This is a genomic window from Mesorhizobium sp. P160187 (genome assembly GCF_057766425.1).
This window is the reverse complement of sequence record NZ_JBYMDX010000005.1, coordinates 1,030,915-1,044,609: the sequence shown is the minus strand read 5'-3', so window position 1 is coordinate 1,044,609 and position 13,695 is coordinate 1,030,915. Positions and strand designations below refer to the sequence as shown.

14 protein-coding genes are annotated in these 13,695 nt (G+C 63.8%); 8 read left to right on the top strand and 6 right to left on the bottom strand.

Annotation, left to right across the window (positions count from 1 at the left end; genetic code table 11):
* Window positions 1–33: 33 nt before the first annotated feature.
* From AC3CCE_RS29845 to AC3CCE_RS29835, 3 genes are all read left to right on the top strand, one after another.
* Window positions 34–1,359 (top strand): ABC transporter substrate-binding protein, encoded by a 1,326-nt coding sequence (locus tag AC3CCE_RS29845; protein WP_352625853.1) that lies wholly within the window; start codon window positions 34–36, stop codon window positions 1,357–1,359.
* Window positions 1,360–1,500: 141 nt separating this feature from the next.
* On the top strand, window positions 1,501–2,400 hold the full coding sequence (locus AC3CCE_RS29840) for a carbohydrate ABC transporter permease (protein WP_444849008.1): 900 nt from the start codon (window positions 1,501–1,503) through the stop codon (window positions 2,398–2,400).
* 1 nt (window position 2,401) lies between these two features.
* Window positions 2,402–3,304, top strand: coding sequence for a carbohydrate ABC transporter permease (locus AC3CCE_RS29835; protein WP_352625852.1), 903 nt, complete (start codon window positions 2,402–2,404; stop codon window positions 3,302–3,304).
* A 31-nt stretch (window positions 3,305–3,335) separates the two neighbouring features.
* Here the strand turns inward: AC3CCE_RS29835 and AC3CCE_RS29830 are convergent, their stop codons facing one another.
* Window positions 3,336–4,040, bottom strand: coding sequence for an SDR family oxidoreductase (locus AC3CCE_RS29830; RefSeq protein ID WP_023673468.1), 705 nt, complete (start codon window positions 4,038–4,040; stop codon window positions 3,336–3,338).
* Between the two features lie 131 nt (window positions 4,041–4,171).
* Between AC3CCE_RS29830 and gcvA the strand changes: the two genes are divergently transcribed.
* Window positions 4,172–5,071, top strand: coding sequence for a transcriptional regulator GcvA (gcvA, locus tag AC3CCE_RS29825; RefSeq protein ID WP_023805568.1), 900 nt, complete (start codon window positions 4,172–4,174; stop codon window positions 5,069–5,071).
* Between the two features lie 58 nt (window positions 5,072–5,129).
* Here gcvA and AC3CCE_RS29820 read toward each other — a convergent pair whose 3' ends face one another.
* A complete protein-coding gene (locus AC3CCE_RS29820) occupies window positions 5,130–6,233 on the bottom strand; it encodes a flavin-containing monooxygenase (RefSeq protein WP_023699144.1) in 1,104 nt (367 codons plus the stop codon).
* A gap of 125 nt (window positions 6,234–6,358) precedes the next feature.
* On the opposite strand from AC3CCE_RS29820, the gene AC3CCE_RS29815 reads away from it, so the two are divergent.
* On the top strand, window positions 6,359–6,694 hold the full coding sequence (locus AC3CCE_RS29815; RefSeq protein WP_352625851.1) for a hypothetical protein: 336 nt from the start codon (window positions 6,359–6,361) through the stop codon (window positions 6,692–6,694).
* Here AC3CCE_RS29815 and AC3CCE_RS29810 read toward each other — a convergent pair.
* Entirely contained in the window at window positions 6,691–7,107 is a 417-nt protein-coding gene (locus AC3CCE_RS29810) for a winged helix-turn-helix transcriptional regulator (protein WP_352625850.1), read from the bottom strand. The genes AC3CCE_RS29815 and AC3CCE_RS29810 overlap by 4 nt on opposite strands.
* 135 nt (window positions 7,108–7,242) lie before the next feature.
* Here AC3CCE_RS29810 and AC3CCE_RS29805 point away from each other — a divergent pair, with 135 nt between their 5' ends.
* Complete coding sequence (locus AC3CCE_RS29805; RefSeq protein ID WP_352625849.1) at window positions 7,243–7,830, top strand: dihydrofolate reductase family protein; 588 nt, start codon at window positions 7,243–7,245, stop codon at window positions 7,828–7,830.
* A gap of 95 nt (window positions 7,831–7,925) precedes the next feature.
* Here the strand turns inward: AC3CCE_RS29805 and AC3CCE_RS29800 are convergent, their stop codons facing one another.
* Window positions 7,926–8,354, bottom strand: a complete 429-nt coding sequence (locus tag AC3CCE_RS29800; RefSeq protein ID WP_352625883.1) for a VOC family protein — start codon at window positions 8,352–8,354, stop codon at window positions 7,926–7,928.
* A gap of 247 nt (window positions 8,355–8,601) precedes the next feature.
* Between AC3CCE_RS29800 and AC3CCE_RS29795 the strand changes: the two genes are divergently transcribed.
* Window positions 8,602–9,810, top strand: a complete 1,209-nt coding sequence (locus AC3CCE_RS29795; RefSeq protein WP_352625848.1) for an MFS transporter — start codon at window positions 8,602–8,604, stop codon at window positions 9,808–9,810.
* Here the strand turns inward: AC3CCE_RS29795 and AC3CCE_RS29790 are convergent.
* The gene (locus AC3CCE_RS29790; RefSeq protein ID WP_488377236.1) at window positions 9,719–12,136 is read right to left on the bottom strand and encodes a cation:proton antiporter domain-containing protein; all 2,418 of its coding nucleotides are present in this window, start codon (window positions 12,134–12,136) and stop codon (window positions 9,719–9,721) included. The two genes, AC3CCE_RS29795 and AC3CCE_RS29790, sit on opposite strands and share 92 nt — an antisense overlap.
* 238 nt (window positions 12,137–12,374) lie before the next feature.
* Here AC3CCE_RS29790 and AC3CCE_RS29785 point away from each other — a divergent pair, with 238 nt between their 5' ends.
* Window positions 12,375–13,106: a DUF2270 domain-containing protein gene (locus AC3CCE_RS29785; protein WP_023693804.1), complete on the top strand. Its 732-nt coding sequence runs from the start codon at window positions 12,375–12,377 to the stop codon at window positions 13,104–13,106.
* Window positions 13,107–13,143: 37 nt separating this feature from the next.
* On the opposite strand, the gene AC3CCE_RS29780 is transcribed toward AC3CCE_RS29785, so the two are convergent.
* Entirely contained in the window at window positions 13,144–13,488 is a 345-nt protein-coding gene (locus AC3CCE_RS29780; RefSeq protein WP_352510868.1) for a hypothetical protein, read from the bottom strand.
* Window positions 13,489–13,695 lie beyond the last annotated feature (207 nt).

Genomic DNA, 13,695 nt, shown 5'->3' with positions numbered 1-13,695 from the left:
CATAGCAAGGAAGATAAACCGGAGGAGACGACCATGAAGTTCACGAGACGCGACGTAATCCGCACGACCGCAGGTGTTGCGGCGGGAGCCCTGGGAAGCCGCTTCGTCGGCTCGCCGGCTTTTGCCCAGGAGGGCTTGAAATACAAGCCCGAGGAAGGCGCAAAGCTGCGGCTGCTGCGCTGGTCGCCCTTCGTCAAGGGCGATGAGGATCAATGGCTGGCCAACACCAAGCGCTTCACCGAGGCGACAGGTGTCGAGGTTCGTGTCGACAAGGAAAGCTGGGAGGACATTCGCCCCAAGGCAGCGGTCGCCGCCAATGTCGGTTCCGGGCCGGACCTCATGTTCGTCTGGTTCGACGACCCGCATCAATATCCCGACAAGCTGCACGACGTGACCGAGCTCGGCGACTATCTGGGCTCGAAATATGGCGGCTGGCACGACGGACCAAAGCAATATGCGACGCGGGACGGCAAGTTCGTCGGCCTGCCGCTGGCCACGATCGGCAATGCCATCGTCTATCGCGAAAGCTGGGTGAAGGAGGCCGGCTTCTCCGAATTTCCGAAGGACACGGCAGGCTTCCTCGAGCTTTGCAAGGCGTTGCAGGCGAAGGGACATCCGGCCGGCTTCACGCACGGCCACGGCGTCGGCGACGGCAACAATTACGCGCACTGGCTGCTGTGGAGCCATGGCGGCCAGATGGTCGACGAGAGCGGCAAGGTGGCGATCAACAGCCCCGAGACGCTAAAGGCGATCGGATACGCGCAGGAACTCTACAAGACCTTCATTCCCGGGACCGAAAGCTGGCTCGACGTCAATAACAACCGCGCCTTCCTGGCCGGCGAACTCGGCGTCATCGCCAACGGCATTTCCGCCTACAATACGGCCAAGATCAACAAGGACAACGATCCGAAGCTGGCTGAGATCGCCAAGGACATCCGCACCACCAACCTGCCGATCGGTCCCGTCGGGAAATCGGTCGAACTGTTCCAGGTGACCACCGCCGTCATCTTCAACTACACGCCCTACCCCAATGCGGCCAAGGCCTATCTGCAGTTCATGTTCGAGGATCCGCAGATGACCGACTGGATCACCTCCTCGGCGGGCTATTGCTGCCAGACGCTGAAGGCCTTCGACAACAATCCAGTGTGGACGGCCGACCCGAACAATGCCGCCTATGCCAAGGCCTCGGCGACGCTGCGCCCCAACGGCTATGCCGGGCCGCTCGGCTATGCCTCGGCGGCGACCATGGCCGACTATGTCCTGGTCGACATGTTCGCCAAGGCGGTGACCGGCCAGGCGACGCCGCAGGAGGCGATGGAGGAGGCGGAGAAGCGCGCCAACCGCTACTACCGCGTTTGATCACGGCACCGCCGGGCAGCGTCTAGTGCGCTGCCCGGCCCGTCGCACAATCCCATGGCGGCCGTTGACGCCGTGACCTGATTCCCCGATGAGGAGCCCTCCATGGCCGTGCCGTCCGTTGCCGCCCAGCCGCGTCCGTCGATGCTTTCGCGGATCTCCGAAAGCCGCAACGCGCTGGGCTTCGGCTTCATGCTGCCGGCGGCGGCGCTGCTGCTGGTCTTCCTGACCTATCCGCTCGGGCTGGGCGTCTGGCTCGGCTTCACCGATGCCCGTATCGGCCGCCCCGGCATCTTCATTGGCACCGAGAACTATCAGTATCTGTGGAGTGACGCCGTCTTCTGGCTGTCCGTCTTCAACACCTTGCTCTACACGGTCAGCGCCTCGATCCTGAAGTTCGTGCTCGGCCTGTGGCTGGCGCTCATTCTCAATGAAAACCTGCCGTTCAAATCGTTCTTCCGCGCGATAGTCCTGCTGCCTTGGGTGGTGCCCACCGTACTGTCAGCCATCGCCTTCTGGTGGATCTACGATTCGCAGTTCTCCATCCTGTCCTGGGCGCTGCAGCAAATGGGCCTGATCGACCACCGCATCAATTTCCTCGGCGATCCGGAGAATGCGCGCGCTTCGGTTATCGCCGCCAACGTCTGGCGCGGCATTCCTTTCGTCGCCATCACGCTGCTCGCCGGCCTGCAGACCATTCCGCAGTCGCTCTACGAGGCGGCCACGCTCGACGGCGCCAGTCGCTGGCAGTTGTTTCGTTATGTGACTCTGCCGCTGCTGACGCCGATCATCGCCATCACCATGACCTTCTCGGTGCTGTTCACTTTCACCGATTTCCAGCTGATCTACGTGCTGACCCGGGGCGGACCGGTGAATGCCACGCATCTGATGGCGACATTGTCTTTCCAGCGCGGCATTTCCGGCGGCCAGCTTGGCGAGGGCGCGGCCATCGCGGTGGCCATGATCCCGTTCCTGCTGGCGGCGATCCTGTTCAGCTATTTCGGCCTGCAACGCCGCAAATGGCAACAAGGCGGCGGAGACTGACATGGTCAAGACGGCCGCGGCAAGGAAGGCGAAACGTGGGGATATCGACGAAGGCGGCATGGGCTACCTGCAGAGCCTGCCGCGCCGCGTGGTGACGGTCTATCTGCCGCTGCTGGTGTTCGTCTTCGTGCTGTTGTTTCCGTTTTACTGGATGACGATCACGGCGGTTAAGCCCAATCTCGAGATGACCGACTATGCGCAGTTCAATCCGTTCTGGGTGGTGCATCCGACATTGGAGCACATCCGCTATCTCCTGTTCGAGACCTCCTATCCGGGCTGGCTGCTCAACACGATCATCATCTCGACCGCCGCCACGTTCCTGTCGCTGCTGGCGTCGGTGTTCGCCGCCTATGCGATCGAGCGGTTGCGCTTCTCCGGGGCGCGGCAGGTCGGCCTCGGCATCTTCCTCGCCTATCTGGTGCCGCCCTCGATCCTGTTCATTCCGCTGTCGGTGATGGTGTTCAACCTCGGGCTCTACGACACGCCCTTCGCGCTCATCCTTACCTATCCGACCTTCCTGGTGCCGTTCTGCACGTGGCTGTTGATGGGTTACTGCCGCTCCATCCCGTTCGAACTGGAAGAATGCGCGCTGATAGACGGAGCGAGCCGGTGGCAGATCCTCACCAAGATCGTGCTGCCGCTGTCGGTGCCCGGCCTGATCTCCGCCGGCATATTCGCCTTCACCCTGTCATGGAACGAGTTCATCTATGCGCTGACATTCATCCAGTCCTCGGAAAACAAGACCGTGCCGGTGGGTGTGCTGACCGAGTTGGTGCGCTCCGACGTCTACGAATGGGGGGCGCTGATGGCGGGAGCGCTGATCGGCTCGCTGCCGGTGGTAGTGCTCTATTCGTTCTTCGTCGAGCACTATGTCTCGTCGATGACCGGCGCGGTGAAGGAGTGACGCGCCGGCTCACGCGAGGCGACCGGCGCGGTCAGATCGCGCCGATGATGCCGCCGTCGACGCGGATGTTCTGGCCGGTGATGTAGCCCGCACCTTCGGAAGCGAGGAAGGCGATGGTCGCGGCGATCTCCTCCGACGTGCCGTAGCGCTGCATCGGCACGCTGTCGCGGCGCTCCTCGGTGGCCGGCAGGCTGTCGATCCAGCCGGGCAGCACATTGTTCATGCGCACATTGTCGGCGGCGTAGGTGTTGGCGAAGATCTTGGTGTAGGCGGCAAGCCCGGCGCGGAACACGGCGGATGTCGGGAACATCGGGCTCGGCTCGACCACCCAGGCGGTCGAGATGTTGATGATGGCGCCAGCCCTCTGCTTGACCATCTGCGGCGCCACGATGCGCACCGGCCGGATGACGTTCATCAGATAGACGTCGAGACCGGTGTGCCACTGCTCGTCGGTGATTTCGAGGATCGGCGCGCGTGGCCCGTGGCCGCCGCTGTTGACCAGCACGTCGATGCGGCCGAAGCGCTCGAGCGTCAGATCGGCGAGCCGCTGCAGATCGTCATTCGACTGGTTGGAGCCGGTGACGCCGAGGCCGCCAAGCTCCTTGGCCAGAGCCTCGCCCTTACCGGAGGACGACAGGATCGCGACCTTGAACCCGTCCGCCGCCAGCCGCTTGGCCGCCGCCGCGCCCATACCGCTGCCACCGGCGACGACGACTGCTACTTTTTCTACACTCATCTCGATTTTCCTTCGCACGGGTTGGCGGGACTCTGAAGCCCATGTTTCCGACCTTCGAGCAATGCTATAAACGGTTTTGCCATCTGGTTCGAACCAGAAAGCCTGAAATCAAGCTGTAGAAAAACTCCTGCATGCCTGAAGCCTTCCTGAGCCTGCCACCATTGAATGCGCTGCGTGCCTTCGAAGCCGCCGCGCGTCATCTCAACTTCCGCATCGCCGCCGAAGAGCTGAACGTGACGCAAGGGGCGGTGGCGCAGCATATACGCGGGCTGGAGGCCGATCTCGGCACAAAACTCTTCGACCGGCTGCCGCGCGGCCTGGCGCTGACCGATGAGGGCCGCGCCTATATGCCCAACATCCGCCGCGCCTTCGAGCTGATCTCGGAGGCCACCTTGCTGCTGCGGCCCGAACCGGCGCGGCTGACGATCAGCGTCACGCCGAGCTTTGCCACCAAATGGCTGATCCCCAAACTGCCGGAGTTCGTCGCGCACAACCCGCTGGTCGATTTGCGAATCCTGGCCAGCGAAAGCCTGTCGAGTTTTCAGGCCGATGGCGTCGACATTGCGGTCAGGCAAGGCCGCCTGCCCTCCGGCGCCGGCCTGATGGTGGATCTTTTGTTTCCACAGCAGATCATCGCCATCTGCAGCCCTGCCCTGCTGCCGACCGGCGCGAACGAGATCGCGGCGGCCGATATCCAGCATCACGTCCTGTTGCACGACGCGCACAATCTGTGGCCGGAATTCATGGAGAGAGCGCTCGGGCTGAAGATGGCCACCGAGGCCAAACGCATGCGCTTCAACCAGACAGGCCTCGCGATCGACGCCGCCATTGCCGGCCAGGGCATCGCGCTGGCCAGCCGGTTTCTCGTCGCTGCCGACATTGCCGCCGGCCGGCTGGTGCAGCCGATCAACGCAGAGATGCGTGGGACGCACGATTTCTATGTCGTGATGCCGCGCAAGCAACGGCACCCAGAACCGACGCAAGCCGTGCGGCAATGGCTGCTGGATGAGGGCGATGCGGCGCGGCTGTGATGGATAGCCGATCTCCCCGCAAGGCGGGAGATCCGCAGCTTGGCCAACGCCGCCCCTTTCAGCCTCGCCGAGCAATGTCGGCCGCCACTGCCTTCGCCTCGCGTCCAATTTCCCTGAGCAGACCGGTGACCGGATTGTAGAAGCCGACGAGGTAGAGGCCGAGTTGCGAGGCGCGGGCGTTGACGCCACTGCGCTCCGGCTGCAATTCCACGGGCAGAAACTTTTCGTAGCCCGGGCGATAGCCGGTGGCGAGGATGACGGCGTCGAAATTTTCCTGACTGCCGTCGGTGAACGCGGCGCTGCGCTCGGTGAAGCCCGCTATGTCGGGCGCGATCTTGATGGCGCCTTTGGTGATGGCGTCGACCGTGCCGACGTCGATGACCGGGATGCGGCCGACTTCGTCGATCTGTTGCAGGATGCCCTGCTTCGGCCTGACGATGCCGTATTTCTCGAGCTTGCCCAGCGCGAAATCGAGGATGATCGGAAACATCCAGTCGTTCAGCGCCTGCGGCATTGGCCGGCTGGCGATGCCGACCATCTGGATCGGCACGCCAAACAGCTGGCGCGGCACGATGTGGACGCCCTTGCGCACCGAAATGGTCGGACGCGCGCCACTTTCCGCCAAGTCGAGCGCGATCTCGGCGCCGGTGTTGCCCATGCCGACGATCAGCACCGAGCGGCCGGCAAAAGGCGCCGCTTGCGTATAGTCGGCGCTGTGCAGCACCTCGCCCTTGAAAGCCTCGATGGCAGGGAGCCGGGGGATGATCGGCTCGGCATTGTTACCGCTGGCGATAACGACATGGCGCGCCTTGAGGTTGTCCGATCCTGTCTCGACCAGAAAACCGCCGTCCCCGAGGCGAATGGCTTTCACCGTCACACCGAAGCGCGGGCGCAGATCGAATTTTTCCGCGTAGTCGTCGAGATAGCGGACCACCATTTCGCGCGGCACGTAGCGCGGATAATTTTTGGGAAAGGGCAGGAACGGCAGCGACGAGAACGACTTGACCGTATGCAGATGCAGCCGCCGATAGTGCCGCCGCCAGGCGGGCGCGATCTCCTGCGATTTTTCGAGCAGGATGAAATCCACTCCTGCCCGCTTCAGGCAGGCACCGACCGCAAGGCCGGCGGGCCCGGCGCCGACAATAACGACAGTGGTGTCCAAGCGATTCTCCTCCCGCTAGCTCCTTAGGCTACGTGTAGAAGCGCAGGCGGGACAAGGCGCGCCTCACCTTCTCCCCTTGTTGGAGAAGGTGGATCGGCGCGCTAGCGCCGAGACGCCTTCGCATCGTGGCGCGCACGCTGCGCATCCTGTCCGGTCTCGGCTCACCCCCGGTGACGAATGTCTATCCCGGCAATCGCCCCATGCTGTCGGACGGGCTGCCTGTCGCCAGCCGCACCGCGGTCGAAGAGCTCTACGTGCATGGCGGCATAGGCCCAATCGGCATGCATGCCGCCCCCGCCACCGCGCGCTGGCTGGAAGAGGCCGTGGTTCGGGCGATGGCAATCCGAAGCAGACATGGCTCTGGCCACAGCGATTTGCAGGATGGGAAGGGTGAGGCTGCGCGACGTCGTGTCGATCTAGCCCGCCATCGGCCCGAAGGGAGGGCTGGCGTTGCTCCTTAGCCGATATGCTCGGCGCGCAGCTTCTTCTTTATCTGCTCCAGGCCTGCCTCGCCGCCCGTCGCCAGTTCATCGGCGATCCTTGCCAGCTTGTCATCGGCGTTGCGGTATTTGCCGCCCCAGGCGCCGAGCGTCGCCAGCACCGGCAACAGGTCGATGCCCGCCTCCGTCAGCTTGTAGATCGCCTTGAGCTTGTGCGTGGGGTCGTCGCTTCTGGTGACAATGCCCTCATCCTGCAAGGTCTGCAGCCGCTCGGCCAGCGTGCGCGACGAGATGCCTTCGCCTGATAGCAGAAACTCCCGGAAGTGCCTTTTTCCCGCGAAAATCATGTCGCGGATGATCAGCAGCGTCCAGCGGTCACCGAGCAATTCGAGCGACAGGCTGATGGGGCAGCCGGATCTTTCCCTGGTCGACATTTGAATGCTTCCATTTTTAAATCACTTTACTATTGACATCATTTTTCACTCATGTCAATGGTTCCGAAAGTAAAGCAAAACCAACGCCGCCTGACCTGGCGCTGGTGACACCAGAGCTCAATCAGGAGAACGACGATGAGAAAACTGATCCTGCAGATGCAGATATCGGTCGACGGTTTTGTCGGCGCGGCCGGCGATGAGCACTGGCAGCTCTGGGAATGGGGCGCCAACTGCCCGTGGGACGACGACTTGAAGCAGGATTTCAACACGGTGTTCGCCGGCATCGATACCATTCTGCTCAGCCGCAAGATGGCCGAAGAAGGCTATCTAACCCATTGGGGCAATGCGGCAAAAAACTATCCGCGCGATCCCTTCTACGCCTTTGCGCAGCACATCGTCGAGGCGAGCAAGGTGGTGCTGAGCGACAAGCTCGCGGCATCGCGGTGGGAGCGCACGACGCTTGCCAGCGGCGACCTGCCGCGCGAGGTCAAGGCGCTGAAAGCTGAAGGTGAAGGCGACATGGCGGTATTCGGCGGCGCCGGCTTTGCCTCGGCGCTGATTGCAGCGGCATTGGTCGATGAGTTCCAGCTGTTCATCAATCCGGCCGCGCTGGGCGACGGCGAGCGGATTTTCGACTGTGGCGGCTTCCTGAAATTGCGCCTGCTCGGCTCTAAAGCCTATGCCTGCGGAATGGTGGTGAACCGCTACGCGCCGGCAATGTGAAGCAGTTCAGCGATTGAATCCGTGGACCGCTTCAACTCTTTGTTTTTACGAGAACTCCGGACGGATCACCGCAACCCGCTCCTCGTGAACCTGCGCTAGAAATTGATCTCGACCGAAGCGGCACTTCGCTTTGCCGGCCCGTGAAACACCGCCTCGATGTTGTTGCCGTCGGGGTCGAGCAGGAAGGCGGCGTAGTAGCCGGGGTGGTAGGGCCGCTCACCCGGCGCGCCATTGTCGGCGCCGCCGGCATCGAGGCCGGCCTTGTAGAACGCATCGACCATGGCCTTGTCCCTGGCCTGGAGGGTCAGATGATGGCGCCCGGTCAGCTGTCCCCTCGCCGCCCGGCTGTCGAGGCTTGAGATGAACAGCTCGTCGGCCCAGAAATAGTCCTCGGCCTCGCCGCCGATCGGAATGCCGAGCACCTTGAAGACGGCTTCATAGAAGCGCCGGCTCGCCTTGAGGTCCCTGACCACCAGCTGGACGTGGTCGATGAGGCGGCCGCGATGCAGTTCCATGAGCGATATCTCCCGTCGCGAGACCACAAAGCTAGTGCCGCGGAGCGGCTCGTCAATTCGGCAGTCTATCTTGTCGGCGCGCTTGGCAGCCTTACACCCCTGCTTTTGTCATATCCGGATGGACTTCCACGCAGACCGGATAAAAAAATGCAACGGATTGTCGGATTCGAAATCCCGCCAACGTCCTTCGGACGCAAGCGGCGCAACGGAGCTGGAGCGAGTGGCGCCGCATCGAAACCGATCTCGGGAGAAGAGCATGAACAATTCCTACCGTTGGGTGATCGTCGCGTGCGGCGCGCTGATGACCTGTGTGGCGCTCGGCGCGATGTTTTCGCTGGCGATCTTTCTCGAGCCGATGGCGCTCGACACCAACTGGTCGCGAACCGGCATTTCCAGCGCCATGACGCTGAATTTCTTGGTGATGGGCGCAGGCGGTTTCGCCTGGGGCGCCATCTATGACCGTGTCGGCGCCCGCCCGGTGGTTTTTGCCGGCGCGGTGCTGCTCGGCCTGTCGCTGGTGGTGGCGAGCCGAGCCCAATCGCTGCTGGTCTTCCAGCTGAGCTATGGCGTCATCCTCGGGCTGGCGGCCAGCGCCTTCTTCGCGCCGATGATCGCGCTGACCACCGCCTGGTTCGAGACCCATCGCAGTCTGGCCGTGTCGCTGGTCTCGGCCGGCATGGGCGTGGCGCCGATGACCATCTCGCCCTTCGCGCGCTGGCTGATCACCGCCTACGACTGGCGCACCGCCATGTTCGACATCGGCATCATGGCCTGGGTGCTGTTGCTGCCGGCCGTCTTCCTGGTGCGCCAGCCGTCGACGGCGGTCGCGGCAGCGGATGGCAGCGCGCCCGCGCCTGCCGCGGCCCCCGGCATGTCAGTCGGCCAGGCGCTGCGCTCGCCGCAATTCCTGGTGCTGGGTATGACCTTCTTCGCCTGCTGCGCAGCGCATTCGGGGCCGATCTTCCACATGGTGAGCTATGCCATGTCGTGCGGCGTGGCGCCGATGGCAGCCGTGTCGATCTACAGCGTCGAGGGCCTTGCCGGGCTTGGCGGGCGCGTGCTCTACGGCGTGCTCGGCGACAGGCTGGGCGCCAAGCCGGTGCTGATCGTGGGCCTCGCCATCCAGGCGGTGGTGATCGCCGCCTATCTCGCCGTCGGCAATCTCGAGCAGTTCTATCTCCTGGCGATCATCTTCGGCGCCACCTATGGCGGCGTCATGCCGCTCTATGCGGTTCTGGCGCGCGACTATTTCGGGCCGCGCATCATCGGCACGATACTTGGCGCCGCGACCCTGTTGTCCAGCCTCGGCATGTCGTTCGGCCCGCTCGCCGGCGGCATGATCTTCGACGCCTATGCCAGCTATTCCTGGCTGTTCATCGGCTCGGCGCTGATCGGACTCGGTGCTGCCGGCATCGCCATCGCCTTCCCGCCGCAGCCCGGCCGAGAGAGGCTGCAGGCGGCATGAGCGAAATTTCCCCTCGAGGGGAAATACTCATCACCCTGTCCCCGTTCCCGAGCGCAGCTCTTCCCTGCCCTCGTCGTCGCGGCTGAGCCTGGCGTCCGAGATCAGCACCACCGGGCATTGGCAGCGCTGCAGCACGCCGGTGGTCGTCTCGCCGAAGAAGAGTTCCTCGCCAGGGCGCCGCGCCACGCCCATGACGATCAGCGCCGCCCCCCCTGCCGGCCTGGCGGGCAATGGCATCGGCGGCGGCGGCCCGGCTGCGGATGGCCGTCTCGATCTCGACGCCATAGCGGTCGGCTAGTGCGACGGTATCCTTCAGCACCGCCTCCCTGCGGCGATGCGAGACAGTGTCGCGCGGTTCGTCGCGGCCGACGCGCGCGACATAAAGTATCTTGACCCGCGCACCCGTGACCGCTGCAATCGCCAGCGCCATTTCGGCACCCCGGCGGGCGATCGCGGTGCCGTTGACCGGAACCAGAATCTTCCCGCCTTCAGGTCCTAGCCTTGGCATCTGGCGGCCGGCGCCGGTCGCCTTCAGCACCAGGCATAGCGGGCCCTCGAAGGCGCCGGCGATCTCGTTGATGCGGCGGGCAAACCCACCTTTCGACGTGACCGCGCGGCCGAGCCCGATCAGCAGCAGCCCATAGCCTTTGCGCGCCTCCTTGGCAACCGTTTCGGCCGAAAGCTCGGCCTCGTGGCGCCGCGTGACAGGCGCCGCGCGGGCCAGCTCCTCGTCCGAACTCCTGGCGGCCTCGCGGCTGTCCTCGGCACCCTTTTCGATCGGCTCGAGCTTCGCATCCGTGCCGGGCTCGGCCTCCTCCCCCTCGCCTCGGGCATGCAGCACCGTCGTCGGCCTGCCGGCGCCCACGACTCCTGCGAGGTAAGCGGCAAAGCGGCCGACAACGCCCTCATCGGTCACCACCAGCAGTCGTTCCAGATTGGCGATGAAGCCGCGTTGGTCGATCTCCTCGCGCTCCAGACGCTTCTTCTCGTTCTCGCCCATCGGCAAGCGGCCGAGTGCCCAACGCAAGGTCGGCGGCATGGCGAGCGTGGTGATGACGGCCATGGTCACGATCATGGTGAAAAGATTGTGCGACAGAACGCCGATCGACAGGCCAATAGAGGCGACGATGACTTCGGTCGAGCCGCGCGCGTTCATGCCGCAACCGACGGCGATGCCTTCCTTGCGGCTCATGCCGGCAAGCTCGGCGCCGATGAAGGCGCCGGCGAATTTGCCGAAGCTGGCGATCAGCACCAAAGCGGCCGTGAGTAGCGCAAGCTCGTGGTCGACAAGCACGGTGAGATCCGCCGAAAGGCCGGCGACGCCGAAGAAAACCGGCATGAACAGCGCCATGATGACGCCGCGCAATTGCCCTTCGATATGACGCGACAGGATCGGCGATTCCCCAACCAGTATGCCGGCGACGAAGGCGCCGAGCACGGTGTGGACGCCGATCAGATCGGTGATCAGCGCCATTGCGCCCATGATGGCGAGAATGACGGTGACGACGGCGTATTCGCTGCGGAACGTATCGTTGGTCCAGCGGATGGCGTCGAAGACGATGCGGCGGCCAATCGTGAAGGAAAACCCCATGAAGGCGGCGACGCCGACAATGGTGAAGGCAAGGCTGCCGAGCTCGATGCGCCCCTTGGTGGCGATGCCGATGGTGATGGCGATGATCACCCAGCCGATCGTGTCCTCGATGATGGCCGACGAGACGATGATCTGACCGAGATCGCGGCGCATGAAGTTCATCTCGCGCACCACCATGGCGACGATCTTGACCGAGGAGATCGACAGCGCCGTGCCGAGGAAGAGACCGGCGACAATGCGCTCGGTTCCGTCGGCCAGCAGCGAGGCCGGCATGAACTGTGCGGCGGTGAAGCCGAGCGCGAAAGGCACGGCGACGCCCGCGGCGGAGATGGAAAAGCACGCACGGCCGACCCTGCGCACCAGCCGCAGATCCGTCTCCATCCCGGTGAGCAACAGAAGCATCAACACGCCGAGCTGGGCGATGGCGCTGATCATGCTCTTTTGGGTGGCGTCGCCTGAAAAGATCACGCGTTCTGCTTCCGGCAATAGCCAGCCGAGCAGCGATGGCCCGAGCAGGATGCCGCCGATGAGCTGACCCATCACCGCCGGCTGGCCGAGACGCTCCAGCAATTCGCCGATGCCGCGGCCGACGAGAAGCAGAAGGAGGATTTCGAGAACGAAAATGCCCTCGCTGGACATGCCGGTCTTTTCGGCTGCCAACGATGCGGCCGGCATGAATGCGAAAGCTGCCGCGGCAAGCGCGACCGGCCGGCGCCGGTTGACCACGAAGGACATGCACCCCCTCATCGTGCCCGGTATAACGTTTGCGGGCAAGATCGGTTGCACGCCACGCTCCCTTGGCGCGCCGCGGGTTCCTCATTACCTGAATCGCATAACGGGCCTATCTGACTGCGGATAAACCGCCGAGACCCGGGCCGGCGACGGAACATTTTCAACCGATTGCGCGTTGCGCGGATGGGGATGACCGGCGTCGTTTCGGCCGGCCATGGCGTTGGGAGGCGCGTGGCAAGGGATGTCCCAGGTCAAGACCGTGAAAACCGACGAAGCGGCTGCAGCGCCGCGGGCCTCTGATGCGTTCGCGCTGAAGCTCACCTCATCGGAATTCGTGGCCACCATGTCGCATTTCCACCGCGCCGAAATCGCCCGCATGGCCGGCTGGCGCGACCGGCTGGACCGTACCAGCAACTGGGCGATTACTGTCGTCGCCGCCATGCTCTCAGTCTCACTGTCGACGCCCAGCGCCCATCACGGGGTGCTGCTCTTTGCCATGCTGCTGACCACGCTGCTGCTATGGATCGAGGCGCGGCGCTATCGTTTCTTCGACGTCTACCGGGCCAGGGTGCGCCAGTTCGAGCGCTATTATTTCGCGCAGATCTTCTCGCCGCAGCCCGACTACGCCTCCAACTGGCTGGCCATCGTCGGCGAAGGCCTGCGTTCGCCGCGCTTCCTGATCTCGCAACGCGCGGCGTTGGTGCGCCGGCTGCGCCGCAACTACATTTTCATGTACACGATCCTGATGCTGGCGTGGGTGCTGAAGATCACGACGCCCAGTCTGCAGCGCGAAGGGTCGCCGATAGGCTTCGGCGCGTCATTTCTCGACGCCGCGCGCGTGGCGCAGCTCGGCCCGGTTCCAGGCATCTATGTCGCGTGCATGGTCGGGCTGTTCTATGTCGGCCTGCTCGCAGCCGCTTTCCTCATCTCAAGCGACGAGGGCGAGCTTTCGCATGGCACCGTGCATGTCTGAGAGCGGCCTCGAAAAGCGCAATCTGCCGCGGTGATCTTCAGCAGACATTGTCGACCATCAGAGCGGTCGCTTCCGACCGGCTTGCGGCTTCCTCAACTGGAAGCCGTGCGCGATGGCGCTTGTAGGCGGTGAGCGCGATGACCAGCACGCAGCGTACGGCGTTCAGCCAGTTGATCGCCGCCAGAGCGGGATCGTTCAGATTGATGTGGGCGTAGAGTCCCGTCGTGGCGTTGGCGCCTGTCCACAACAGCCAGGTCGCGTAGGAAATCGCCGACGCCCCGTGCCTGTCCCGGGCCACCCGCACGATCTGCGGCAGGTAGGACACCACGCGCAAGCCATTGAAAATAGTGAAGAGATAAAAAGACAGATCAGCAAGTGTCATCCGAAACCCCTGTCATGGCCGGACGTCCCATAGCGTTCCTTGCAGTGGCGGCATGTGAGCCCGTTCACATGCCGGCTTCGATTTTCCTGTTGCGCCCCGGCATCCGGATTCTTTCGCCATGGGGGCGTTCGCCGTGAGCCAGCCCGACGAGGTCGACATGAACCAGATCTTGTTTCGGCCGACGGCGCGGGAGTACTAAACAGATCT